Origin of the sequence: Enterobacter cloacae complex sp. 397G4 (genome assembly GCF_050031515.1) — a bacterium.
GTDB lineage: Bacteria > Pseudomonadota > Gammaproteobacteria > Enterobacterales > Enterobacteriaceae > Enterobacter > Enterobacter hormaechei_C.
In genome coordinates this window covers 432,255-455,352 of sequence record NZ_JBLGWE010000001.1, presented here as the reverse complement: position 1 = coordinate 455,352, position 23,098 = coordinate 432,255, and the positions used below count along the sequence as shown (strand labels likewise).

The window sequence follows — 23,098 nt, the reverse complement described above, 5'->3', positions numbered from 1 at the left end:
CTGTGACGCCATTCATTAATCACGATGATAAATCACCGCACAGAACAGCAAAAAAATCGAACACGTCAAATTTCCCTCACTTCTACGCGGTTATACTGTTTTACCCATAAAGGAGCAGTGGAATCGCTTCCGCAATCGCCCGTTCGGGCAGGTGAACGTCCTTTAGTTCATCCCGTTGCGGGAAAACAAAAATCTGGAGGAATGTCGTGCAAACTTTTCAAGCCGATCTTGCCGTAATAGGCGCTGGCGGGGCTGGATTACGCGCTGCAATTGCTGCGGCACAAGCCAATCCGAACGCTAAAATCGCATTGATTTCAAAGGTCTATCCGATGCGCAGCCACACGGTAGCCGCAGAAGGAGGATCCGCCGCCGTCGCGCAGGATCATGACAGCTTCGAATACCATTTCCACGACACGGTTGCAGGGGGCGACTGGCTTTGCGAACAGGATGTCGTTGATTACTTCGTGCACCATTGCCCAACGGAAATGACCCAGCTGGAACAGTGGGGATGCCCGTGGAGCCGCCGTCCGGACGGGAGCGTCAACGTCCGCCGCTTCGGTGGCATGAAGATCGAACGCACCTGGTTTGCCGCCGATAAGACCGGCTTCCACATGCTGCACACCCTGTTCCAGACCTCCCTCCAGTTCCCACAAATCCAGCGCTTTGACGAACATTTCGTTCTCGACATTCTGGTCGACGACGGTCATGCGCGCGGACTGGTGGCGATGAACATGATGGAAGGCACGCTTGTCCAGATCCGCGCGAATGCGGTGGTGATGGCAACGGGCGGTGCGGGTCGCGTATACCGCTACAACACCAACGGCGGCATCGTCACCGGTGACGGTATGGGCATGGCGCTCAGCCACGGCGTCCCGCTGCGTGATATGGAGTTCGTCCAGTATCACCCAACCGGCCTGCCGGGCTCCGGCATACTGATGACGGAAGGCTGCCGCGGTGAAGGCGGTATTCTGGTCAACAAAAACGGCTATCGCTATTTGCAGGATTACGGCATGGGTCCGGAAACCCCGCTTGGCGAGCCGAAAAACAAATACATGGAACTCGGCCCACGCGACAAAGTTTCTCAGGCTTTCTGGCACGAGTGGCGCAAAGGCAACACCATCTCAACGCCGCGCGGCGACGTGGTGCATCTCGACCTGCGTCATCTCGGCAAGAAGAAACTGCTGGAGCGTCTGCCGTTTATCTGCGAGCTGGCGAAAGCCTATGTGGGCGTCGATCCGGTGAAAGAGCCGATCCCGGTGCGTCCAACCGCGCACTACACCATGGGCGGTATCGAAACCGACCAGCAGTGCGAAACCCGCATCGAAGGGCTGTTTGCGGTGGGCGAGTGTTCCTCCGTCGGTCTGCACGGCGCAAACCGTCTGGGCTCGAACTCGCTGGCTGAGCTGGTGGTCTTTGGTCGCATGGCGGGCGAACGTGCTATGGAGCGTGCCGCAACGACAGGTGAAGCTAACAGCGCGGCGCTGGATGCGCAGGTTGCAGACGTCGAAAAACGCCTGAAAGACCTGGTGAACCAGGAAGGTAACGAAAACTGGTCGAAGATCCGCGACGAAATGGGGCTGTCGATGGAAGAAGGCTGCGGGATCTACCGTACGCCAGAGCTGATGCAGAAAACCGTCGACAAGCTGGCCGAGTTGCAGGAGCGCTTCAAACGCGTGCGCATCACCGACACCTCCAGCGTCTTCAATACCGATCTGCTTTATACCATTGAACTGGGCCACGGCCTGAACGTCGCAGAATGTATGGCCCATTCCGCCCTGGCGCGTAAAGAGTCCCGCGGTGCGCACCAGCGCCTGGATGAGGGCTGCACCGAACGTGACGACGTCAATTTCCTTAAACACACTCTCGCCTGGCGCGATGCGGATGGCACTACGCAACTGGACTACAGCGACGTGAAAATCACCACGCTGCCACCGGCGAAACGCGTGTACGGTGCAGAAGCAGAAGCCGCCGATAAGAAGGAGAAGGCGAATGGCTGAGATGCAAAAACTGAAAATTGAAGTGGTGCGCTACAATCCGGAAGTGGACGCCGCGCCGCACAGCGCTTTCTATGAAGTCCCTTACGACGAGCAAACCTCCCTGCTGGATGCGCTCGGCTATATCAAAGATAACCTGGCCCCAGACCTGAGCTACCGCTGGTCCTGCCGCATGGCAATTTGCGGCTCCTGCGGCATGATGGTCAACAAGGTGCCAAAGCTGGCGTGTAAAACCTTCCTGCGTGATTACACCAAAGGTATCAAGGTTGAAGCGCTGGGCAACTTCCCGATTGAGCGCGATCTGGTGGTCGACATGACCCACTTTATCGAAAGCCTCGAAGCGATTAAGCCGTACATCATCGGCAACCCGCGCACGCCGGATCAGGGGCCAAACACCCAGACGCCCGCGCAGATGGCGAAATACCATCAGTTCTCCGGCTGCATCAACTGCGGCCTGTGCTACGCCGCCTGTCCGCAGTTTGGCCTGAACCCTGAGTTTATCGGCCCGGCCGCCATTACCCTGGCGCACCGTTATAACGAAGACAGCCGGGACCACGGCAAAAAAGAACGTATGGCCCAGTTGAACAGCCAGAACGGGGTCTGGACCTGCACGTTTGTCGGTTACTGCTCCGAAGTCTGTCCGAAGCATGTCGACCCGGCCGCCGCCATTCAGCAGGGAAAGGTGGAAAGCTCGAAAGACTTTCTTATCGCTACCCTGAAACCACGCTAAGGAGTGCATGATGACGACTAAACGCAAAGCCTACGTGCGACCAATGCCGTCCACCTGGTGGAAAAAACTGCCGTTTTATCGCTTCTATATGCTGCGTGAAGGCACGGCTGTTCCCGCGGTCTGGTTCAGCCTCGAACTGCTGTACGGGGTTTATGCCCTCAAGCACGGCCCGGAAGCCTGGGCCAGTTTTGTGGGCTTCCTGCAAAACCCAATCATCGTTGTGCTGAACCTGATTGTGCTCGCCGCCGCGCTGCTTCATACCAAAACCTGGTTTGAACTGGCGCCAAAAGCAGCGAACATCATTGTAAAAGGCGAAAAAATGGGGCCAGAGCCGGTCATTAAAGGGCTCTGGGCAGTGACGGCAGTTGTCTCTGTGGTCATTCTGTTTGTCGCACTGTTCTGGTAAGGAGACTACTGTGATCAATCCAAATCCAAAACGTTCAGACGAGCCGGTCTTCTGGGGGCTGTTTGGCGCAGGCGGCATGTGGAGCGCCATTATTGCCCCGGTCATTATCCTGCTGGTCGGGATAATGCTGCCGCTGGGGCTGTTCCCGGGCGATGCGCTGAGCTATGAGCGCGTACTGGCCTTTGCGAGCAGCTTTATTGGCCGCGTGTTCATCTTCCTGATGATCGTCCTGCCGCTGTGGTGTGGTCTGCACCGTATCCACCATGCGATGCACGATCTGAAAATCCATGTGCCAAGCGGTAAATGGGTCTTCTACGGTCTGGCGACCATTCTGACGGTCGTCACGTTGATTGCCGTGGTCACCATCTGACTGAACAGGCCCGCCATCCGGCGGGCTTTTTACTTTTTCATCTTCTCCACCAGCCACCGGGAAAATTCGCGCATGGCTGGCGTTTCTGCCCGGGACTGCAATCGGGTCAGCCAGTAGCTGCCAAGCTCAATCTGCGTCGCAAAGGGCTGCGCAATGCGCTCGCTGGCTAACAGATGGGTAAACATATCGACAGGCGCAATAGCAATACCCACCCCTGCCTGAGCGGCCTCCAGCATGGTCACGGACGAATCAAATACCATCACGCGGTGCGTTGGCGAAGGGGGATGCTCGCCGGCCGCCTGCATCCACGCGGTCCACTCGTCGCGTCGGTAGGAGCGCAGCAGCGTAAACCTGAGGATGTCGGCCGGACTGTGCAGACTGGCGGCGATATCAGGCGTACACAGCGGCGCGAGCGGCGCATGACAAAGAAATTCAGCCTCGGTACCGTGCCACGCCCCGCCACCGTAGCGGATCGTATAGTCAAGCCCTTCGGCAGCCGGATCAACGCGGTTGTTATGGGTGGAAAGCTGAAGATCGATGTGCGGATAGCCACGGCGAAAATCCTCCAGCTGCGAGAATAAGACCCCGGTGGCAAACGTACCCACCACGCCGATTTTCAGCTTCTCCTGCGCACGATGGTTAGCGAAGCGATCCAGCATTCCGGCTATACGATCGAACGAATCATTCAGCACCGGCAGTAAATTTTCGCCCTCGGTAGTCAACATCAGCCCGCGCGACACGCGAACGAACAGCTGACAGTTCAGGTGCTGCTCCAGCGTTTTCACATGCTGGCTAATAGCCGAATGCGTCACGTTCAGTTCAATGGCCGCATGCGTAAAGCTGAGATGTCTTGCGGCGGCCTCAAAAGCCCGAAGCGAATTGAGGGGGAGATAGCTTCGCGTCATGGTCGCTTCCGTTAGAAAAATTAACAGCTAATGCTAAATTTAACCGTTTGTCAGGCACAGTCAAATCCAACAGACTACGCCTGTCTGACGGGCCCGGACATCCCCCTTGACTCGCTATTACGGAAGATTACTGATGATGAAAAAATCCCTTTGCTGCGCCCTGCTGCTCGGCATCTCTTGCTCTGCTCTCGCCACGCCAGTGTCAGAAAAACAGCTGGCGGAGGTGGTAGCGAATACGGTTACCCCGCTGATGAAAGCCCAGTCTGTTCCAGGCATGGCGGTGGCCGTTATTTATCAGGGAAAACCGCACTATTACACGTTTGGCAAGGCCGATATCGCGGCGAATAAACCCGTTACGCCTCAGACCCTGTTCGAGCTGGGTTCTATAAGTAAAACCTTCACCGGCGTTTTAGGTGGGGATGCCATTGCTCGCGGTGAAATTTCGCTGGACGATCCGGTGACCAGATACTGGCCACAGCTGACGGGCAAGCAGTGGCAGGGTATTCGTATGCTGGATCTCGCCACCTACACCGCTGGCGGCCTGCCGCTACAGGTACCGGATGAGGTCACGGATAACGCCTCCCTGCTGCGCTTTTATCAAAACTGGCAGCCGCAGTGGAAGCCTGGCACAACGCGTCTTTACGCCAACGCCAGCATCGGTCTTTTTGGTGCGCTGGCGGTCAAACCTTCTGGCATGCCCTATGAGCAGGCCATGACGACGCGGGTCCTTAAGCCGCTCAAGCTGGACCATACCTGGATTAACGTGCCGAAAGCGGAAGAGGCGCATTACGCCTGGGGCTATCGTGACGGTAAAGCGGTGCGCGTTTCGCCGGGTATGCTGGATGCACAAGCCTATGGCGTGAAAACCAACGTGCAGGATATGGCGAACTGGGTCATGGCAAACATGGCGCCGGAGAACGTTGCTGATGCCTCACTTAAGCAGGGCATCGCGCTGGCACAGTCGCGCTACTGGCGTATCGGGTCAATGTATCAGGGTCTGGGCTGGGAGATGCTCAACTGGCCCGTGGAGGCCAACACGGTGGTCGAGGGCAGCGACAGTAAGGTAGCACTGGCGCCGTTGCCCGTGGCAGAAGTGAATCCACCGGCTCCCCCGGTCAAAGCGTCCTGGGTCCATAAAACGGGCTCTACTGGCGGGTTTGGCAGCTACGTGGCCTTTATTCCTGAAAAGCAGATCGGTATTGTGATGCTCGCGAATACAAGCTATCCGAACCCGGCACGCGTTGAGGCGGCATACCATATCCTCGAGGCGCTACAGTAAAACATTGCCGGGTGGCGCTGCGCTTACCCGGCCTACACAACGCGTGAACTTTGTAGGCCGGGTAAGGCGAAGCCGTCACCCGGCAAAACACCCTGCACAATCTCCCGCATTTTCCTTGCTGTCATCTACACTTAACAAAAAACAGTAAGGAAACTCCTATGCGCATTCTGCCTGTTATTGCCGCAGTAACAGCCGCGTTTTTAGTGGTTGCTTGCAGTTCCCCTACTCCTCCGCCTGGCGTCACGGTAGTCAGTAATTTCGACGCACAGCGCTTCCTCGGCACCTGGTATGAAATCGCCCGAATGGATCATCAGTTCGAACGGGGCTTAGAGAAAGTCACGGTCAGCTACAGCGCGATGGATGACGGTGGGATCCGGGTCATTAACCGCGGCTATAACCCGGATCGCCAGGTGTGGCAGCAGTCAGTTGGTCAGGCCTATTTCACCGGCGCGTCTAACCGCGCGGCCATGAAAATCTCTTTCATCGGCCCATTCTACGGCGGGTATAACGTCATTGCGCTGGACAGAGAGTACCGCCACGCGCTGGTGTGTGGGCCGGATCGCAACTATCTGTGGATCCTCTCTCGCACGCCAACGATCCCGGCGGAAATGAAACAGCAGATGCTGGACATAGCGACCCGGCAAGGGTTTGACGTGACGAAATTAATCTGGGTAAAACAGCTGCATTAGTGCGTACTGAGTTTTAACCCGATGATACCCGCGACGATTAACGCGAGGCTGGCGATGCGCGCCAGACTCGCAGACTCCCCCAGCAGCAGAATGCCGGTAATGGCAGCCCCTACCGCGCCAATTCCAGTCCAGACAGCGTAAGCCGTTCCGACTGGCAAGGTTCGCATCGCCCATGACAGCATGACGATACTGACAATCATTGCGGCGATAGTGATGACGCTGGGCGTCAGGCGGGTAAAACCGTGGGTATATTTCAGGCCAATTGCCCATACCACTTCGAGCAAACCGGCAATAACAAGAACGATCCAGGACATATCAGGCTCCTTAACTTAACGACAAGTTGGGGCCGTCCCCGATGAATGAAGCGCTTACGGGTCGTCCCGCAAGGCTGAGGTTGCGCCTTATATTTTGGTTAGCATGGAATTTTTTTTCAAACTTTTTCTGCTGAACACGTTAAGGCAAGAAATAGCCTCAGTAAGGCACGGAGTTCAGGCATTTATGACTCATCCGACTTCTCTATGATGATAGGCTTTCTGATGGCAGGAAGCCAAACCACTAGCCGACTGCGAAAATTATATGTTCAAAATTCTTTTGATTGACCGTTGTCACTTCACCCGCACGGGATTTGAAGCCTGGCTCAATCATTCAGACCTGTTTTCGGGTCATTTCGTCGTAACCGGGGTAAATAATCTTTTCCTCGCCAGAGAGCATATCCTGCAATGGAAACCTGCGCTGGTCATCGCTGATTTATCGGGCTTCCGGCAGGATTTACACCATTTTCAGCAGCTATCTTCCCTGCTTATTGCCAGCGAAACATTGCCTTTTATTATGCTGCAATCGGGGCAGGAGCAGGAGATGACAGATTATCTGGCGCAGTTCCCGATATGGTCTTCACTTTCCAAAAATACCGATCTGGAAAAACTGGCGGCGGTGATAAACGACGCGCTAACGACATGCGCAAGCGCGGAGCTTCCGGAAATGGCGGCACCGTTACTGACGCGTCAGGAAGAGAGAGTACTGACCCTGTGGATGGATGGTGCGAGCAACCAGAAAATTGCCAGCAATCTGCGCATTAACGGAAAAACGGTGTATACGTACAAACGCAATATCCGCATGAAGCTTCATATGGATACGCGTTACTCCCCGTTTTTATCGCTACAGGAAGTGGAGAATTGACGGTACGGTGAAGTTAGCTGCCGTACCGTCGCTTTCATTAGTTCTGAGCTTTAGTTGCTGCGCCAGAAATCGCGTTACCACCGTCGGAGATATCTTCCCCTACGCCACGGGTGGTGTTACATGCAGTCAGTACCGAAGAAAGCACCAGAACAGAAAAGATCGCTGCAATTGTTTTCTTAACCATAATATCTTCCTTTTATAGCCAAAGTTATTTTGTGTATAGCAACTTAAGAATAGACAAGATCTTGTCGTTTGACGGAAAAGGAAGAATTTTTAGGAAAATTAGACGGAATTAGCTGGCCGCATGGGAAATGATATGGCCGAGATCCTGAATATCTTCGCCCACGCCACGCGCGGTGTTGCAACCGGAGAGAATTGCGCTGGAGAACGCTAACAGAAGCAGAATTTTAACGGTACGTTTCATCTTCCCTGCCTGCAAAATCAGGCGCAGCGGGCGCTGCGCCTTTAATCATGACGTAAATTACTTCACGCGGGATACGTATTCGCCGGAGCGGGTATCCACTTTGATCACTTCACCGATCTGTACGAACAGTGGCACTTTAACCACCGCGCCGGTAGACAGGGTGGCAGGCTTGCCGCCAGTACCTGCGGTATCACCTTTCAGACCTGGATCGGTTTCAACGATTTCCAGCTCAACGAAGTTCGGAGGCGTAACCGCGATAGGCTGACCGTTCCACAGGGTAACGATGCACTCAGCCTGATCCAGCAGCCACTTGGCGTTGTCGCCAATCGCTTTCGCGTCCGCAGACAGCTGCTCGAAGGTTTCGTTGTTCATGAAGTGCCAGAACTCACCGTCGTTGTACAGGTAAGTCAGGTTCATATCGACAACATCAGCGCCTTCAGCGGAGTCAGTAGATTTGAAGGTTTTCTCAACACGGGTACCGGTCAGCAGGCGGCGCAGCTTAACGCGTGCGAATGCCTGGCCTTTACCTGGTTTAACGAATTCGCTGGCTTCAACCGCGTACGGTTCGCCGTCCATCATGATTTTAAGACCAGCACGAAAATCGTTGCTATAGTACGTTGCCATAAGGCCCTCTAAATTTGTTAACTGGTAGCTAAGCCACAAAATGGCGCATATTGTAACCCTAAACACCCCGTCCAGAGAAGATTGGTTATCGCAACTTGCCGATGTAATCACCAGTCCTGATGAATTGCTGCGTCTTTTAGACCTCGAACAGCACGAAGCGTTGCGTGCAGGTCGTGAGGCGAAGCGCCTTTTCGCCCTGCGCGTTCCCCGCGCGTTTGTTGCCCGAATGGAAAAGGGTAACCCTGATGATCCATTATTAAAACAAACCCTTACCTCTCAGGATGAGTTTATTACCGCCCCCGGATACAGCACCGATCCGCTGGAAGAGCAAAACAGTGTCGTACCGGGTTTGCTGCATAAATACCGTAATCGCGCCCTGCTGCTGGTTAAGGGTGGTTGCGCGGTAAATTGCCGCTATTGCTTCCGTCGCCACTTCCCGTACGCCGAAAATCAGGGCAATAAACGCAACTGGCAGGTGGCACTGGACTACATCGCGGCGCACCCGGAGCTGGATGAAATCATCTTTTCCGGCGGCGACCCGCTGATGGCAAAAGATCATGAGCTGGACTGGCTGCTGACTCAGCTTGAGACCATCCCGCACATTAAGCGTCTGCGCATTCACAGCCGTTTACCGATCGTCATCCCGGCGCGTATCACCGACGCCCTGGTCACGCGCCTGGAGCAGTCCCGTTTGCAGGTGCTGCTGGTGAACCATATCAACCACGCGAATGAAATTGACGCGGACTTTCGTGCGGCGATGGCGCGTATGCGAAAGGCAGGCGTGACGCTGCTCAACCAGAGCGTATTACTGCGCGGCGTGAACGACAGCGCCCGCGTGCTGGCCGATCTCAGCAATGCCTTATTTGATGCGGGCGTAATGCCCTATTACCTGCATGTTCTGGATCGCGTCCAGGGCGCGGCGCACTTCATGGTGACAGATGAAGAGGCCCGGAAGATTATGCGCGAGCTGTTAACGCTGGTTTCGGGTTATATGGTGCCGAAGCTGGCACGTGAGATTGGCGGAGAGCCGAGTAAGACGCCGCTGGATTTGCAGCTGCGGCAGCAGTAAAAAGGCAGGTGGCGCTACGCTTACCTGCCCTGGAGATAAAGCGGCAGCGCCATCAAAAAGTTATATCAGTTCGGGCACTTATAGACCTGGCCGTTCATCTGGCTGGCGGTTGGCACAAAGCTGGACAGCATCCCCTGCGTCGGGCTGCTCACCCCGTAAATGACGTTGCCGCCCATTGCCGCAGCCTGATTACGCAGGGCATTGGCCGCACCGCGCATAGAGCCGCCCTCTTCGCCGTGCTGCCCCGACATCCAGTTGCTTTGCTCGCCAGTGGCGGTGCCTAACAGCTGGCATTCGCTGCCCGGCTTATCTTCCACAAAGCGAACGCTCTGGCCCGCTGCCGTCAGCTCATTGCTGGTGCTACAACCCGCCAGCAGCAATGCTGCACCTACAATCCCTGCACAGACTTTTATGCGCATGTTATTCCTCGTTTTCAATAAGCTGGACAGTAGTTGTCCGCGTGTAAACCTTATACTAAAAAGATGACCAAAAGAAAAATGCTGAGCATTTCTGCGAGCCAGATTCCGCTGGCACTCCTCCGACATCTTAAATGAATTCTGATAATAACCTTTGGGATATCGTGTTTTAGCCCCCGATCGTTTTTAGTGATGCGACGTACAACTTTTGTACGCGACTCAAAAAAGGGGGTTTCATGAGTGCATCATCCTCAGGAGAGGAAAAAGTAACCTGGGTGGGCTATCTGGCGTTCGTGCTCACCATCGTATTTTTCTCAGGTTTTTTCGCCAAAAGTACCGAATGGTGGCGCGTGCTGGATTTCACCGTGCTGAACGGCAGCTTTGGACCGGTGAACGGCGCGCTGACGTTTCGCGGTGAGGGCGGCACAGGAGCGAAAGACGGTTTTTTATTTGCCCTTGAACTGGCCCCCTCGGTCATTTTATCGCTCGGGATCATTGCCGTTACCGAGGGGCTGGGCGGGCTGCGCGCCGCACAACAGCTCATGACGCCCATTCTGCGCCCGCTGCTCGGCGTGCCGGGCATCTGCTCTCTGGCGCTTATCGCCAACCTGCAAAATACCGATGCAGCCGCAGGGATGACCAAAGAGTTGACTGACGAAGGGGCGATTACTGACCATGAACGCGCCATTTTCGCCACCTTCCAGACCAGCGGTAGCGCCATTATTACCAACTATTTTTCTTCCGGTGCCGCACTCTTTACCTTTATTACCGTCCCGGTGATCACGCCGCTTGCCGTCATTCTGGTGTTCAAATTTGTTGGCGCGAACTTCCTGCGACTGTGGATCGCCCACATGGAAGTTCGCCGCGTTCAGGAGGAAAAATGATCGCCCAGCCGCGTAAAAATATCATGGACCTGTTTATTGATGGCGCCCGCCGCGGCTTTACCATCGCCACCACCAGCCTGCTGCCGAACGTGGTCATGGCGTTTGTCATCATTCAGGCGCTCAAGGTAACCGGCCTGCTGGATATTGTCGGCAGGGTATGCGAGCCCATCATGGCCCTGTGGGGGCTTCCGGGTGCGGCGGCAACGGTTCTTCTGGCCTCGGTAATGAGCATGGGCGGCGGTGTGGGGGTCTGCGCCAGTCTGGTCGCTGCCGGCACGCTCAACGGTCACGATGCCACCATCCTGCTGCCCGCCATCTATCTGATGGGTAATCCGGTGCAAAACACGGGCCGTTGCCTTGGCACCGCAGGCGTCAACCCGAAGTATTATCCGCACATCATCACTATCTGCGTCATTAACGCCCTGCTCTCAATGTGGGTGATGCAGCTACTCTTCTGAGGAGATAAAAATGGATTTTTCAGTGCTGGAACCGCACCTTTTCCGCAATGCGCAGCTTTACGCTCCCGAGGATCTTGGGCATAGCGATCTGCTGATTGCCGGAGGAAAAATCGTCGCAGTCGAAAAAGCGGGCCACGCCACAACGAGGCCAGACTGTCCTGAAAGCGATCTCGCCGGAGCGGTGGTTTGTCCGGGGTTTATCGATCAGCATGTACACCTGATTGGCGGCGGCGGTGAAGCCGGTCCCCACACCCGGACGCCAGAGGTGCGATTGTCTGCGCTGGTGGCGGCTGGCATCACCTCCGTTGTTGGCCTGCTGGGCACCGACGGCGTGACCCGCCATCCCGAGTCGCTGCTGGCGAAAACGCGGGCGCTTGAGCATGAAGGGATCAGCACGTGGATGCTGACAGGCGCGTATGGCCTGCCTTCTCCGACGATTACCGGCAGTATCGAAAAGGATGTGGCGCTGATTGATAAAATCATTGGCGTGAAATGCGCGATTTCCGACCATCGCTCTTCCGCGCCGGCAGATGACCAGCTCGCGAATATGGCCGCCCAGTCACGCGTCGGCGGGCTGCTGGGTGCCAAAGCGGGGATATCCGTGTTTCACCTCGGCAACAGCCCGAAACTGCTGGAGCCGCTGCTTAACATCCTGAATAACGCCGACGTGCCCCGCACGAAGCTGCTGCCAACTCACGTCAACCGCGCCCAGGCACTGTTCCACGCCGCACTGGACTATGCCCGCGAAGGGGGGTACATCGACATCACCACCAGCATCAGCGAGCCTGTTGATGCCGCCACCGCTATCGCGACGGCCCGTGAAGCACAGGTGCCGTTTAACCGGCTCACGCTCAGCTCGGATGGCAACGGCAGCCAGCCGAATTTTGACGCAAATGGTAATCTTGTTGGCATTGGCGTGGCGGGATTTGAATCCCTGCTTGAGACGCTACAGCAGCTGGTCGGCCGGTATCACCTGCCGCTGGAGGAGGCGCTTCTGCCGTTTACGCGTAACGTGGCGGAATTTCTCGGCCTGGAGCATAAAGGGCGGATCGCGCCCGGATGCGATGCCGACGTCCTGGTGCTGACCGATGATCTGAAGATCCGCGAGGTCTGGGCGAAAGGCCGCCAGATGGTAAGTGGAGGCGTTGTGTGCGTGAAAGGCACGTTTGAGTAGAAGACAATAAAAAACCCCGGGCATTGCTGCCCGGGGTTCGTTCTGAGAGGTTCAGAACAACATGATTACATCATGCCGCCCATGCCACCCATGCCGCCCATACCACCAGCAGCACCTAAGTCAGGCGCGTCGCCTTTAGGCAGGTCGGTCACCATGCACTCGGTCGTGATCATCAGACCAGCTACAGATGCCGCGTATTGCAGTGCAGAACGGGTCACTTTAGTTGGATCCAGGATACCGAAGTCGATCATGTTGCCGTATTCTTCAGTTGCCGCGTTGTAACCGTAGTTACCTTCACCCGCTTTCACGTTGTTCGCAACCACAGACGGCTCTTCACCGGCGTTGGACACGATCTGACGCAGAGGAGCTTCCATCGCGCGCAGCGCAACTTTGATACCCACGTTCTGGTCTTCGTTCTGAGCAGTCAGGCCAGCCAGTTTAGCGGCTACACGCACCAGCGCGACACCACCACCAGCAACCACGCCTTCTTCTACCGCAGCACGGGTCGCGTGCAGGGCGTCGTCAACGCGTGCTTTCTTCTCTTTCATTTCAACTTCGGTAGCCGCACCGACTTTGATTACCGCTACGCCGCCTGCCAGTTTCGCTACGCGCTCCTGGAGTTTTTCACGGTCGTAATCGGAAGTTGCTTCTTCGATCTGCTTACGGATCTGACCAACACGGCCCTGAATAGCAGCTTCTTCACCCACACCGTCGATGATGGTGGTGGTGTCTTTGTTGATCACAACGCGTTTCGCCTGGCCCAGGTCTTCCAGGGTCGCTTTTTCCAGCTCCATACCGATCTCTTCGGAGATCACGGTACCGCCAGTCAGGGTAGCGATATCCTGAAGCATCGCTTTACGACGATCGCCGAAGCCAGGTGCTTTAACCGCTGCCACTTTCACGATGCCACGCATGGTGTTAACCACCAGAGTCGCCAGCGCTTCGCCTTCAACGTCTTCAGCAATGATTACCAGCGGCTTGCCTGCTTTCGCAACGGCTTCCAGCACTGGCAGCATTTCGCGGATGTTGGAGATTTTCTTGTCAGCCAGCAGGATGAACGGGCTTTCCAGCTCAACAGCGCCAGTTTCTGGCTTGTTGATGAAGTATGGAGACAGGTAACCGCGGTCGAACTGCATACCTTCAACCACGTCCAGTTCGTCTTCCAGACCAGTACCGTCTTCAACGGTGATCACGCCTTCTTTACCGACTTTATCCATCGCTTCAGCGATCAGTTTACCTACGGTTTCGTCGGAGTTAGCGGAGATAGTACCAACCTGAGCAATGGCTTTAGAGTCAGAGCACGGTACGGACAGCGCTTTCAGTTCTTCAACAGCAGAGGCGACAGCTTTGTCGATACCACGTTTCAGATCCATTGGGTTCATGCCCGCAGCAACGGCTTTCAGGCCTTCGGTGATGATCGCCTGCGCCAGTACGGTCGCGGTGGTGGTACCGTCACCGGCAGCGTCGTTCGCTTTAGAGGCAACTTCTTTCACCATCTGTGCGCCCATGTTTTCGAACTTGTCTTCCAGCTCGATTTCACGTGCAACAGAAACACCATCTTTGGTGATGGTTGGCGCGCCGAAGGATTTGTCCAGCACTACGTTACGGCCTTTCGGGCCCAGAGTGACTTTCACTGCGTCTGCCAGTACGTTTACGCCGCGGAGCATTTTTACACGAGCGTCGTTACCGAATTTTACGTCTTTAGCTGCCATGTTCTTATTTCCTCAAATTCGTACAGTTTCGTGCGTTAATTACGCTTCAACAATTGCCAGAATGTCGCTCTCGGACATGATCAAAACTTCTTCATTGTCGATCTTCTCGGATTTCACGCCGTAGCCATCGTTGAAAATGACGATGTCACCAACTTTAACGTCCAGTGGCTGCACAGTTCCGTTTTCCAGGATGCGGCCCTTACCGACAGCGATGATTTCGCCACGCGTTGATTTTGCTGCTGCTGAACCGGTCAGAACGATGCCGCCAGCAGACTTGGTTTCAACTTCTTTACGTTTGACGATCACACGATCATGTAACGGACGAATACTCATTGATAGCTCTCCTTTGAGAAAGTCATTATCAGTTATGGATGACGCCGGTCCGCATGCGGTTTTCCGGCTAGTGCCCTGAGAGATGGGGATAGCTTTTTACCCCTTCAAGGGGTAATCGAAAAAAAATTTGCGAAAGTGTTACCATCCACTCTCTTTTGATGGTGGCGGGACGAGGTAAATGAGTGGACTCAGGCAGGAGTTGGGGCTGGCGCAGGGCATTGGCTTACTCTCAACGTCTTTATTAGGCACGGGGGTATTTGCGGTTCCCGCGCTGGCGGCATTGGTTGCCGGCAATAACAGTCTTTGGGCATGGCCGGTGCTGATCGTACTGGTGTTTCCGGTGGCGATTGTCTTTGCCATACTCGGGCGGCACTTCCCGAGCGCAGGCGGCGTAGCGCATTTTGTCGGCATGGCGTTTGGGCCGCGAATGGAGCGCGTCACCGGCTGGCTATTTTTGTCGGTGATACCCGTTGGCCTTCCGGCAGCCCTGCATATCGCAACCGGCTTCGGACAGGCGCTGTTTGGCTGGCACGATGAACAGTTGCTGCTGGCTGAACTCGGTACGCTGGCGATTGTCTGGTGGGTAGGCTCACGCGGGGCCAGTTCCAGCGCCAATCTGCAAACGCTGGTCGCCGTGTTAATTGTCGCGCTGATCGTCGCCATCTGGTTTGCGGGTGACATTACGGTGGCGGATATTCCTTTCCCCGCGATTAACGACATCGACCACGCACAGCTTTTCGCTGCACTATCCGTCATGTTCTGGTGTTTCGTCGGTCTGGAGGCGTTCGCTCATCTGGCATCCGAGTTTAAACAGCCCGAGCGTGATTTCCCCCGCGCCCTGATGATTGGCCTGCTGCTGGCGGGTACCGTGTACTGGGCCTGTACCGTACTGGTGCTGCACTTCAACGCGTTCGGTGAAGAGAAAGCCGCCGCTGCGTCGCTGCCGGGCATCGTGGTGCAGCTGTTTGGCGTTAAGGCCCTGTGGGTAGCCTGCGTGATTGGCTATCTCGCCTGCTTTGCCAGCCTCAACATCTATATTCAGAGCTTCGCCCGGCTGGTGTGGTCTCAGGCACTTTATAAACCGGATAGCCCCCTCTCACGCCTGTCAAAGCGTCAGCTTCCGGTGAATGCGCTGAATAGCGTACTGGGCTGCTGCGTGGTGAGTTCCCTGGCCATTTATCTCCTCGACATCAACCTTGACGCGCTGATTGTCTACGCCAACGGTATTTTCATCATGATCTACCTGCTGTGCATGCTGGCGGGCTGTCGGCTACTGAAAGGACGCTTTAAAGCGCTGGCGGCTGTCGGGTGTGTCCTGTGCCTGATGCTGCTGGCGATGGTGGGATGGAAGAGTGTGTACGCCATCGTCATGCTGGCGGGGCTGTGGGTGTTTTTACCGAAGCGGCAAAAGCCGCAGGCCCGGTGAGCGAGCGCCACCGGGCCACAAACTCACCGATCGTCTTTATGATCTAACCGGTCGCGCTGCTCATCCTTACGCTGATATTCCCCTTCAAAGGTATCCCCCGGGCCGGTGCTGAAACCACCGCCTGGCATACGGCTGAAACGCAGGTGCGGCAGCAGCTTCATGGTCAGATGCTTCTGCACCGGCGGCAACAGCAACAGCAGGCCGAGGAAGTCGGTGAAGAAACCAGGCAGGATCAGCAGCAGGCCAGCAATAATCAGCGACACGCTTTTGATCATCTCGGCTGCCGGGCTTTCGCCTGCGGCCATCTTCTGCTGCATTAACAGGAAATTTTTGAAACCCTGATTGCGCACCAGCGACATGCCGATGACGGAGGTGAAGATCACCAGAATCAGCGTCAGCAGGACGCCCAGCACATGGGCAACCTGAATGAAAATCGAAATCTCAATGTAAACATAAAGAAAGAAAGCAATAAATGGTATCCAGCGCACTGGCATCTCCTGTGTGGCAGGTGCCTTCCGGCCCCTGACTGAATGTGTTCGCGAAGCGCGTAGATAAGAAATGGTGACGATTAGCCAAAATTCAATCGGTTTGCACGGATATTTTTTCTGGAAATATTAAAGCGGTGACATATTTCACAGATTAATAATTATCATGAAATCGGGTCGATAATAAGTGATCCAGCTTACGGCAATTCGCTATCATCAGCATATGATCTCGAACATCTGGCCGATTGAGGGAATAATCGTCGGTCATAAAATATTCAAAACCACATATATACTGTGTGTTTAGTACAATCCATCGGCAGCTTGAAAAGAAGGTTCACATGTTAAACAACATTCGTATCGAAGAAGATTTGTTGGGTACCAGGGAAGTTCCAGCGGATGCCTACTATGGTGTTCACACTCTGAGAGCGATTGAAAACTTCTACATCAGCAACAGCAAAATCAGCGACATCCCTGAATTTGTGCGTGGCATGGTGATGGTAAAAAAAGCCGCGGCTCTGGCGAACAAAGAGCTGCAAACCATTCCTAAAAGCGCTGCAAATGCGATTATCGCCGCGTGCGATGAGGTGCTGAACAACGGTAAATGCATGGATCAGTTCCCGGTTGACGTCTATCAGGGCGGCGCGGGCACCTCCGTCAACATGAACACCAACGAAGTGCTGGCAAACATCGGCCTGGAGCTGATGGGTCATCAGAAAGGTGAATACCAGTACCTGAACCCGAACGATCACGTTAACAAATGTCAGTCCACCAACGACGCCTACCCAACCGGCTTCCGCATCGCGGTGTATGCCTCTGTCGTTAAACTGGTCGACGCGATTAATCAGCTGGGCGATGGCTTCCAGCGTAAAGCCGTAGAGTTCCAGGACATCCTGAAAATGGGCCGTACCCAGTTGCAGGACGCGGTGCCAATGACCCTCGGACAGGAATTCCACGCGTTTAACGTGCTGCTGAACGAAGAGACGAAAAACCTGCTGCGCACGTCCGAACTGCTGCTGGAAGTGAACCTGGGCGCAACCGCCATCGGTACACGCCTGAACACGCCAGATGGCTATCAGCAGCTGGCGGTACAGAAGCTGGCTGAAGTGTCCAACCTGCCGGTTGTGCCTGCGGAAGACCTGATTGAAGCTACCTCAGACTGCGGCGCCTACGTGATGGTGCACAGCGCCCTGAAACGTCTGGCGGTGAAACTGTCCAAAATCTGTAACGACCTGCGCCTGCTCTCCTCCGGTCCGCGCGCTGGCCTGAATGAAATCAACCTGCCAGAGTTGCAGGCGGGTTCATCCATCATGCCAGCTAAAGTGAACCCGGTGGTGCCAGAAGTGGTGAACCAGGTTTGCTTCAAGGTTATTGGTAACGATACGACCGTCACCATGGCCTCCGAAGCCGGTCAGCTCCAGCTGAACGTGATGGAGCCGGTGATTGGCCAGGCAATGTTTGAATCTATCCATATTCTGACCAACGCCTGCTACAACCTGCTGGAAAAATGCATCAACGGCATCACCGCGAATAAAGAAGTGTGTGAGGGCTACGTCTATAACTCCATCGGCATCGTCACCTACCTCAACCCGTTCATCGGCCACCACAACGGCGATATCGTCGGGAAGATTTGTGCCGAAACCGGTAAGAGCGTGCGTGAGGTGGTTCTCGAGCGAGGATTGTTGACCGAAGCCGAACTGGACGATATCTTCTCCGCCCAGAACCTGATGCACCCGGCATATAAAGCGAAACGATATACCGATGAAAGCGAACAGTAACCGTTCAGGCTAAGCTTCCGAAAGGCACGTCACTTGTGACGTGCCTTTTTTCTTTATGGGCGTTACCAAAACACAACAATTCAATATCAACTTGTTAATGAGCAAGGCAGGTCTTTATGTTTGGAGCAGAACTCGTCATCGTCCTGTTGGCGATTTATTTGGGCGCACGACTCGGGGGTATCGGCATCGGTTTTGCCGGCGGTCTCGGGGTGCTTGTACTTACCCTGATCTTTCAGATTAAACCCGGCGCAATCCCTTTTGACGTTATCGAAATCATCATGGCGGTTATTGCTGCTATCGCGGCTATGCAGGTCGCAGGCGGTATGGACTACCTGGTGAGCCTGGCGGAGCGAATGCTGCGTCGCCATCCGAAATACATCACCTTCCTTGCCCCACTGGTGACCTGGTTTATGACCATTCTCGCCGGTACCGGCCACACCGCTTTCTCCACGCTGCCGGTAATCACCGAAGTGGCGAAAGAGCAGGGTATTCGCCCGTCTCGCCCTCTTTCTATTGCCGTGGTCGCCTCCCAGATTGCGATTACCGCCTCGCCTATTTCCGCGGCGGTAGTCTTCTTCGCGGGTATCCTTGAGCCGATGGGCGTAAGCTACCTGACGCTGCTGGCAATCTGTATTCCGGTCACGCTGATTGCGGTAATGATCACTGCCGTACTGTGTAACTTCCTTGGCGCCGAGCTGAAAGACGATCCGGTTTACCAGGAGCGTCTGGCAAAAGGTGAAGTGAGCCTGCGCGGTAGTCAGGTCTTCGAGCTGAAGCCGCATGCAAAACGCTCCGTGCTGCTGTTCCTGATTGGTATCGTCGCCGTGATGTTCTACGCGACCGCCATCAGCGATACGGTAGGTCTGATCCAGAACCCGGTTCTGCCGCGTAACGAAGCCATTGTGGTATTTATGCTGACCATCGCGACGCTGATCAGCATCACCTGTAAAATCGACACCAGCGAAGTGCTGAACGCCAGCACCTTCAAATCCGGCATGAGCGCCTGCGTGTGCGTGCTGGGCGTGGCGTGGCTCGGTGATACCTTTGTGAAAGCGCACATTAGCGATATCCAGACCGTTGCAGGCGACCTGCTGCACAACTATCCGTGGCTGCTGGCGGTAGTGCTGTTCTTTGCCGCGACGCTGCTGTACTCCCAGGCTGCGACTACCAAAGCGCTGATGCCTGCGGCACTGATGCTGGGCGTAACGCCGCTGACGGCGATTGCCTCTTTTGCAGCAGTTTCCGCCCTGTTCGTTCTGCCCACCTACCCAACCCTGCTGGCCGCGGTTGAGATGGATGACACCGGCTCAACCCGTATTGGTAAATACGTGTTTAACCACGCGTTCCTCATCCCGGGCGTGGTGGCGATTACGCTCTGCGTGATCCTCGGCTTTATCATCGGCGGCATTGTGCTGTAAACGATTAGCCGTTGTAAAAATAGTTAAAAACGGGCCGCTCTGCGGCCCGTTTCATTAATGACCAACCGCCTTGCGTGATATAGTGAAGACTTTCGTGATGAGGAGGTCGACTTGTGAACACGCCTGATGCTGTTGTTGTACTGTGCACCGCCCCTGATGAAGCTTCTGCCCAGGATCTGGCCGCCAAAGTGCTGGCCGAAAAACTGGCTGCCTGTGTCACACTTCTTCCCGGTGCCACCTCCCTTTATTACTGGGAAGGTAAGCTGGAGCAAGAGTACGAAGTCCAGATGTTGCTCAAAACCAACCTGACAAACCAGCAGGCGCTCCTCGACTGCCTCAAGTCTCATCATCCATACCAAACCCCGGAGCTGCTGGTTCTGCCAGTGGTCCACGGCGATAACGATTATCTCTCATGGCTCAACGCTTCATTACGCTGATCCTGCTGCTGTGCAACACGTCAGCTTTTGCCGGATTGTTTGACGCACCCGGCCGTTCGAACTTTATTCCTGCCGACCAGGCGTTCGTTTTCGACTTTCAGCAAAACCAGCACGATCTCAGTCTCACCTGGCAGGTGAAAGAGGGTTACTACCTCTATCGCAAGCAGGTCAGCATCACGCCGGCAAAGGCGAACGTCGGCGCATTGCAGATGCCCGCTGGCGAGTGGCACGAGGACGAGTTCTACGGTAAGAGTGAAATTTATCGTCAGCGCTTAAGCGTGCCCGTCACGGTGAATCAGGCGGATAAAGGCGCTACCCTGACGGTGACGTATCAGGGCTGCGCCGATGCGGGATTCTGTTACCCACCTGAAACAAAGGTCGTTCCGCTTAGCGAAGTGAAAGCGGCGGCCTCCCCTCTCCCCTCAGGGGAGAGGGCCAGGGTGAGGGGTGAAGGCGAAACCGCTTCAGACCTTCCGTTCTCAGCGTTTTGGGCGTTATTGATTGGTATCGGCATCGCCTTTACGCCCTGCGTACTGCCCATGTACCCGCTTATCTCTGGCATCGTGCTGGGCGGTAAACAACGCCTTTCCACTGCCCGCGCGCTGTTGCTGGCCTTTATCTATGTGCAGGGCATGGCGTTAACCTATACGGCGCTCGGCCTCGTGGTCGCCGCTGCCGGGTTGCAGTTCCAGGCCGCCCTTCAGCACCCTTATGTGCTTATCGGTCTGTCAGCGGTGTTTATTCTGCTGGCGCTGTCGATGTTTGGCCTGTTCACCCTGCAACTGCCTTCTTCCCTGCAAACGCGTCTGACGCTAATGAGCAACCGTCAGCAGGGTGGCTCTGCGGGCGGCGTGTTCGCCATGGGTGCCATCGCCGGGCTGATTTGCTCCCCCTGCACCACTGCGCCGTTGAGCGCCATCCTGTTATACATTGCTCAGAGCGGCAACCTGTGGCTCGGCGGCGGCACGCTGTACCTCTACGCGCTCGGCATGGGCCTGCCGCTGATCCTGGTGACGGTGTTTGGCAATCGTCTGCTGCCGAAGAGCGGACCGTGGATGGAGACGGTGAAAACCGCGTTTGGTTTTGTCATTCTGGCGCTACCGATATTCCTGCTTGAGCGCATCACTGGTGATGTGTGGGGTACACGTCTGTGGGCGATGCTCGGCGTGGCCTTCTTCAGTTGGGCGTTTATCGTGAGTCTGGGGGCGAAGAAACCGTGGATGCGCCTGCTACAGATCCTTCTGCTGGCGGCCGCACTGGTGAGCGTCCGTCCACTACAGGACTGGGCGTTTGGCACCCCGGCAGGTCAAACGCAGGCTCATCTGAATTTTATACAGATTAAGAACGTGGATGACCTTAACCGCGCCCTGGCGCAGGCGAAAGGCAAACCGGTCATGCTCGATCTCTACGCCGACTGGTGCGTGGCCTGCAAAGAGTTTGAAAAATACACCTTCAGCGATCCGCAGGTACAACATGCGCTGAGCGATACCGTTCTGCTCCAGGCGAACGTTACCGCCAACAGCGCGCAGGATAAGGCTCTACTGAAGCAACTTAATGTGCTCGGGCTGCCTACCATCCTGTTCTTCAATGAACAGGGGGAAGAACAGCCGACGCAGCGTGTAACCGGGTTTATGGACGCGACGACATTCAACGCGCATTTGCGCAATCGCCAACCGTAAACAACACTTTAGACGGGACAAACCGTTGGGAATAGCGGAGGAGATAACCGTGCAACGCGAAGACGTACTGGGACAAGCCCTGCAATTGCTTGAGATTCAAGGGATCGCCAGCACCACGCTTGAGATGGTCGCCGACCGTATTGATTACCCTCTGGATGAACTTAAGCGCTTCTGGCCGGATAAAGAGGCGCTGCTGTATGATGCCCTGCGCTATCTCAGCCAGCAGGTGGATATCTGGCGCAGGCAGCTGATGCTGAATGAAGAGCTGACCACCGAGCAAAAGCTGCTGGCGCGCTATACCGCACTGACGGAGTGTGTAACCAACAACCGTTACCCAGGCTGTCTGTTTATCGCCGCCTGCACCTACTATCCGGATCCCGGACACCCCATCCATCAACTGGCAGATCAGCAAAAACGTGCCGCGCACGAGTTCACACACGAGCTGCTGACCACGCTTGAAGTGGATGATCCGGCAATGGTCGCGAAGCAGATGGAGCTGGTGCTGGAAGGTTGCCTGAGCCGCATGCTGGTGAACCGTAGCCAGGCGGATGTGGATACGGCGCACCGTCTGGCGGAAGATATTTTGCGGTTCGCGCAGTGTCGTATGGGTGGTGCTCTGACCTAAGCCAGCATTCCCGTCCAGGCGGAAATAAACAAGCACAGCGCCATCGCGCGCTGAAATCGCACCATCGCCACGGTGGTGCGGAAAATCCGGTTCACCGCCTTCCCCAGCCACGCCCAGCACAACAAACAAGCCACGGAGATCGCCAGAAACCCTAGCGCCATCAGCGCAACATCCCGAAATGCATGGTCGCTTGCCGGAGCAAACAGGCTGACAACTGCCAGCGCCATCATCCACGTTTTTGGGTTTACAACCTGTAATAACGCCGCCGCCCGCGCGGTAAACCGGACATGGCGTCTGGAGGAGAGATTCGCGGCCGGGGCGCTAAACAGCTGCCAGCTCATCCAGGAAAGCCACAGCACGCCCGCCCAGCTCATTACCTGACGTATCAGCGGATACTGGCGTAACACTTCTCCTGCCCCTGCGCCTGAAACCAGAACAATAGCGCTGGCGGCAATACACCCGCCCAGGATCGCAGGAAACGTATTTTTTACGCCAAAGTGCTGACTGTTAGCCAGTACCAGAATATTGGTTGGCCCCGGTGTAATCGAGGCGACAAATGCAAACAGCAGGAAGGGTAATAAATTCACAGGTGACTCCTTTTTTATTAGAG

General features: G+C 55.5%; 27 protein-coding genes. 17 read left to right on the top strand and 10 right to left on the bottom strand.

Translation table 11 applies throughout. The features are described from left to right. The first annotated feature begins 206 nt into the window (after positions 1–206). Genes frdA through frdD form a run of 4 tightly spaced genes read left to right on the top strand, consistent with a single transcriptional unit; the run spans position 207 to position 3,500 of the window. Positions 207–1,997, top strand: a complete 1,791-nt coding sequence (frdA, locus tag ACQG1Y_RS02190; RefSeq protein WP_128772048.1) for a fumarate reductase (quinol) flavoprotein subunit — start codon at positions 207–209, stop codon at positions 1,995–1,997. After that, a complete protein-coding gene (gene frdB / locus ACQG1Y_RS02185) occupies positions 1,990–2,724 on the top strand; it encodes a fumarate reductase iron-sulfur protein (RefSeq protein WP_006810403.1) in 735 nt (244 codons plus the stop codon). Before frdA ends, frdB begins: the two co-directional genes overlap by 8 nt. A gap of 10 nt (positions 2,725–2,734) precedes the next feature. Beyond that, entirely contained in the window at positions 2,735–3,130 is a 396-nt protein-coding gene (frdC, locus tag ACQG1Y_RS02180) for a fumarate reductase subunit FrdC (protein WP_017383964.1), read from the top strand. Positions 3,131–3,140: 10 nt separating this feature from the next. Beyond that, entirely contained in the window at positions 3,141–3,500 is a 360-nt protein-coding gene (gene frdD, locus ACQG1Y_RS02175) for a fumarate reductase subunit FrdD (RefSeq protein ID WP_000609653.1), read from the top strand. 29 nt (positions 3,501–3,529) lie between these two features. Here the strand turns inward: frdD and ampR are convergent, their stop codons facing one another. Beyond that, positions 3,530–4,405 (bottom strand): LysR family transcriptional regulator AmpR, encoded by an 876-nt coding sequence (gene ampR, locus ACQG1Y_RS02170; protein WP_128772049.1) that lies wholly within the window; start codon positions 4,403–4,405, stop codon positions 3,530–3,532. A 133-nt stretch (positions 4,406–4,538) separates the two neighbouring features. Here ampR and ACQG1Y_RS02165 point away from each other — a divergent pair, with 133 nt between their 5' ends. Beyond that, complete coding sequence (locus ACQG1Y_RS02165; RefSeq protein ID WP_017694683.1) at positions 4,539–5,684, top strand: cephalosporin-hydrolyzing class C beta-lactamase ACT-17; 1,146 nt, start codon at positions 4,539–4,541, stop codon at positions 5,682–5,684. 158 nt (positions 5,685–5,842) lie between these two features. After that, a complete protein-coding gene (locus ACQG1Y_RS02160) occupies positions 5,843–6,373 on the top strand; it encodes a lipocalin family protein (RefSeq protein WP_077580151.1) in 531 nt (176 codons plus the stop codon). Here ACQG1Y_RS02160 and sugE read toward each other — a convergent pair. Continuing rightward, positions 6,370–6,687: a quaternary ammonium compound efflux SMR transporter SugE gene (gene sugE / locus ACQG1Y_RS02155; protein WP_015572453.1), complete on the bottom strand. Its 318-nt coding sequence runs from the start codon at positions 6,685–6,687 to the stop codon at positions 6,370–6,372. The two genes, ACQG1Y_RS02160 and sugE, sit on opposite strands and share 4 nt — an antisense overlap. 262 nt (positions 6,688–6,949) lie before the next feature. Here sugE and ACQG1Y_RS02150 point away from each other — a divergent pair, with 262 nt between their 5' ends. Next, positions 6,950–7,549 (top strand): helix-turn-helix transcriptional regulator, encoded by a 600-nt coding sequence (locus ACQG1Y_RS02150; protein WP_015572452.1) that lies wholly within the window; start codon positions 6,950–6,952, stop codon positions 7,547–7,549. Between the two features lie 37 nt (positions 7,550–7,586). Here ACQG1Y_RS02150 and ecnB read toward each other — a convergent pair whose 3' ends face one another. The 3 genes from ecnB to efp form a co-directional block, all read right to left on the bottom strand. After that, entirely contained in the window at positions 7,587–7,733 is a 147-nt protein-coding gene (ecnB, locus tag ACQG1Y_RS02145; protein ID WP_003855942.1) for a lipoprotein toxin entericidin B, read from the bottom strand. 108 nt (positions 7,734–7,841) lie between these two features. Beyond that, a complete protein-coding gene (locus ACQG1Y_RS02140) occupies positions 7,842–7,973 on the bottom strand; it encodes an entericidin A/B family lipoprotein (RefSeq protein ID WP_015572451.1) in 132 nt (43 codons plus the stop codon). Between the two features lie 57 nt (positions 7,974–8,030). Continuing rightward, a complete protein-coding gene (gene efp, locus ACQG1Y_RS02135) occupies positions 8,031–8,597 on the bottom strand; it encodes an elongation factor P (protein ID WP_003855940.1) in 567 nt (188 codons plus the stop codon). Positions 8,598–8,637: 40 nt separating this feature from the next. Here efp and epmB point away from each other — a divergent pair, with 40 nt between their 5' ends. After that, complete coding sequence (epmB, locus tag ACQG1Y_RS02130) at positions 8,638–9,666, top strand: EF-P beta-lysylation protein EpmB (RefSeq protein ID WP_023295789.1); 1,029 nt, start codon at positions 8,638–8,640, stop codon at positions 9,664–9,666. A 65-nt stretch (positions 9,667–9,731) separates the two neighbouring features. Here epmB and ACQG1Y_RS02125 read toward each other — a convergent pair whose 3' ends face one another. Further along, positions 9,732–10,085: a DUF4156 domain-containing protein gene (locus ACQG1Y_RS02125; RefSeq protein ID WP_003855938.1), complete on the bottom strand. Its 354-nt coding sequence runs from the start codon at positions 10,083–10,085 to the stop codon at positions 9,732–9,734. Positions 10,086–10,318: 233 nt separating this feature from the next. Between ACQG1Y_RS02125 and ACQG1Y_RS02120 the strand changes: the two genes are divergently transcribed. From ACQG1Y_RS02120 to iadA, 3 genes are read left to right on the top strand one after another with little or no spacing between them, the layout of a single operon-like run. Further along, a complete protein-coding gene (locus ACQG1Y_RS02120; protein ID WP_017694685.1) occupies positions 10,319–10,966 on the top strand; it encodes a nucleoside recognition domain-containing protein in 648 nt (215 codons plus the stop codon). Further along, the gene (locus tag ACQG1Y_RS02115; RefSeq protein WP_015572448.1) at positions 10,963–11,424 is read left to right on the top strand and encodes a YjiG family protein; all 462 of its coding nucleotides are present in this window, start codon (positions 10,963–10,965) and stop codon (positions 11,422–11,424) included. Before ACQG1Y_RS02120 ends, ACQG1Y_RS02115 begins: the two co-directional genes overlap by 4 nt. A 10-nt stretch (positions 11,425–11,434) precedes the next feature. Beyond that, entirely contained in the window at positions 11,435–12,598 is a 1,164-nt protein-coding gene (gene iadA / locus ACQG1Y_RS02110; protein ID WP_368740778.1) for a beta-aspartyl-peptidase, read from the top strand. 65 nt (positions 12,599–12,663) lie between these two features. Here iadA and groL read toward each other — a convergent pair whose 3' ends face one another. Together groL and ACQG1Y_RS02100 are read right to left on the bottom strand one after the other, a co-directional pair. Continuing rightward, positions 12,664–14,310 (bottom strand): chaperonin GroEL, encoded by a 1,647-nt coding sequence (gene groL, locus ACQG1Y_RS02105; protein ID WP_015572446.1) that lies wholly within the window; start codon positions 14,308–14,310, stop codon positions 12,664–12,666. A 39-nt stretch (positions 14,311–14,349) separates the two neighbouring features. Further along, the gene (locus ACQG1Y_RS02100; protein ID WP_003855929.1) at positions 14,350–14,643 is read right to left on the bottom strand and encodes a co-chaperone GroES; all 294 of its coding nucleotides are present in this window, start codon (positions 14,641–14,643) and stop codon (positions 14,350–14,352) included. A gap of 178 nt (positions 14,644–14,821) precedes the next feature. On the opposite strand from ACQG1Y_RS02100, the gene yjeH reads away from it, so the two are divergent. Beyond that, on the top strand, positions 14,822–16,069 hold the full coding sequence (yjeH, locus tag ACQG1Y_RS02095) for an L-methionine/branched-chain amino acid transporter (protein ID WP_032104117.1): 1,248 nt from the start codon (positions 14,822–14,824) through the stop codon (positions 16,067–16,069). Positions 16,070–16,092: 23 nt separating this feature from the next. Here the strand turns inward: yjeH and ACQG1Y_RS02090 are convergent, their stop codons facing one another. Continuing rightward, positions 16,093–16,557, bottom strand: coding sequence for an FxsA family protein (locus ACQG1Y_RS02090; RefSeq protein WP_003855925.1), 465 nt, complete (start codon positions 16,555–16,557; stop codon positions 16,093–16,095). Positions 16,558–16,892: 335 nt separating this feature from the next. Between ACQG1Y_RS02090 and aspA the strand changes: the two genes are divergently transcribed. The 5 genes from aspA (at position 16,893) to ACQG1Y_RS02065 (ending at position 22,488) form a co-directional block, all read left to right on the top strand. After that, entirely contained in the window at positions 16,893–18,329 is a 1,437-nt protein-coding gene (gene aspA / locus ACQG1Y_RS02085) for an aspartate ammonia-lyase (RefSeq protein WP_003855923.1), read from the top strand. Between the two features lie 116 nt (positions 18,330–18,445). Further along, positions 18,446–19,747: an anaerobic C4-dicarboxylate transporter gene (locus ACQG1Y_RS02080; RefSeq protein ID WP_003855921.1), complete on the top strand. Its 1,302-nt coding sequence runs from the start codon at positions 18,446–18,448 to the stop codon at positions 19,745–19,747. Positions 19,748–19,860: 113 nt separating this feature from the next. Further along, positions 19,861–20,184, top strand: coding sequence for a divalent cation tolerance protein CutA (gene cutA, locus ACQG1Y_RS02075; RefSeq protein ID WP_003855908.1), 324 nt, complete (start codon positions 19,861–19,863; stop codon positions 20,182–20,184). Further along, the gene (locus tag ACQG1Y_RS02070; RefSeq protein WP_426736621.1) at positions 20,160–21,863 is read left to right on the top strand and encodes a protein-disulfide reductase DsbD; all 1,704 of its coding nucleotides are present in this window, start codon (positions 20,160–20,162) and stop codon (positions 21,861–21,863) included. Before cutA ends, ACQG1Y_RS02070 begins: the two co-directional genes overlap by 25 nt. A 49-nt stretch (positions 21,864–21,912) precedes the next feature. Beyond that, complete coding sequence (locus tag ACQG1Y_RS02065; protein WP_017383972.1) at positions 21,913–22,488, top strand: transcriptional regulator; 576 nt, start codon at positions 21,913–21,915, stop codon at positions 22,486–22,488. Here the strand turns inward: ACQG1Y_RS02065 and ACQG1Y_RS02060 are convergent. Then, positions 22,485–23,075, bottom strand: coding sequence for a LysE family translocator (locus ACQG1Y_RS02060; RefSeq protein WP_048220423.1), 591 nt, complete (start codon positions 23,073–23,075; stop codon positions 22,485–22,487). The two genes, ACQG1Y_RS02065 and ACQG1Y_RS02060, sit on opposite strands and share 4 nt — an antisense overlap. Positions 23,076–23,098: the final 23 nt, after the last annotated feature.

Coding starts and splice junctions, on each gene's coding strand:
- ACQG1Y_RS02165 (WP_017694683.1), top strand. CDS start 4,539: ATGATGAAAAAATCCCTTTGCTGCGCCCTGCTGCTCGGCATCTCTTGC.
- ACQG1Y_RS02160 (WP_077580151.1), top strand. CDS start 5,843: ATGCGCATTCTGCCTGTTATTGCCGCAGTAACAGCCGCGTTTTTAGTG.
- efp (WP_003855940.1), bottom strand. CDS start 8,597: ATGGCAACGTACTATAGCAACGATTTTCGTGCTGGTCTTAAAATCATG.
- ecnB (WP_003855942.1), bottom strand. CDS start 7,733: ATGGTTAAGAAAACAATTGCAGCGATCTTTTCTGTTCTGGTGCTTTCT.
- ACQG1Y_RS02115 (WP_015572448.1), top strand. CDS start 10,963: ATGATCGCCCAGCCGCGTAAAAATATCATGGACCTGTTTATTGATGGC.
- iadA (WP_368740778.1), top strand. CDS start 11,435: ATGGATTTTTCAGTGCTGGAACCGCACCTTTTCCGCAATGCGCAGCTT.
- ACQG1Y_RS02100 (WP_003855929.1), bottom strand. CDS start 14,643: ATGAGTATTCGTCCGTTACATGATCGTGTGATCGTCAAACGTAAAGAA.
- groL (WP_015572446.1), bottom strand. CDS start 14,310: ATGGCAGCTAAAGACGTAAAATTCGGTAACGACGCTCGTGTAAAAATG.
- ACQG1Y_RS02070 (WP_426736621.1), top strand. CDS start 20,160: ATGGCTCAACGCTTCATTACGCTGATCCTGCTGCTGTGCAACACGTCA.
- ACQG1Y_RS02140 (WP_015572451.1), bottom strand. CDS start 7,973: ATGAAACGTACCGTTAAAATTCTGCTTCTGTTAGCGTTCTCCAGCGCA.
- frdB (WP_006810403.1), top strand. CDS start 1,990: ATGGCTGAGATGCAAAAACTGAAAATTGAAGTGGTGCGCTACAATCCG.
- sugE (WP_015572453.1), bottom strand. CDS start 6,687: ATGTCCTGGATCGTTCTTGTTATTGCCGGTTTGCTCGAAGTGGTATGG.
- ACQG1Y_RS02120 (WP_017694685.1), top strand. CDS start 10,319: ATGAGTGCATCATCCTCAGGAGAGGAAAAAGTAACCTGGGTGGGCTAT.
- yjeH (WP_032104117.1), top strand. CDS start 14,822: ATGAGTGGACTCAGGCAGGAGTTGGGGCTGGCGCAGGGCATTGGCTTA.
- ACQG1Y_RS02080 (WP_003855921.1), top strand. CDS start 18,446: ATGTTTGGAGCAGAACTCGTCATCGTCCTGTTGGCGATTTATTTGGGC.
- ACQG1Y_RS02125 (WP_003855938.1), bottom strand. CDS start 10,085: ATGCGCATAAAAGTCTGTGCAGGGATTGTAGGTGCAGCATTGCTGCTG.
- epmB (WP_023295789.1), top strand. CDS start 8,638: ATGGCGCATATTGTAACCCTAAACACCCCGTCCAGAGAAGATTGGTTA.
- ACQG1Y_RS02150 (WP_015572452.1), top strand. CDS start 6,950: ATGTTCAAAATTCTTTTGATTGACCGTTGTCACTTCACCCGCACGGGA.
- frdC (WP_017383964.1), top strand. CDS start 2,735: ATGACGACTAAACGCAAAGCCTACGTGCGACCAATGCCGTCCACCTGG.
- ampR (WP_128772049.1), bottom strand. CDS start 4,405: ATGACGCGAAGCTATCTCCCCCTCAATTCGCTTCGGGCTTTTGAGGCC.
- aspA (WP_003855923.1), top strand. CDS start 16,893: ATGTTAAACAACATTCGTATCGAAGAAGATTTGTTGGGTACCAGGGAA.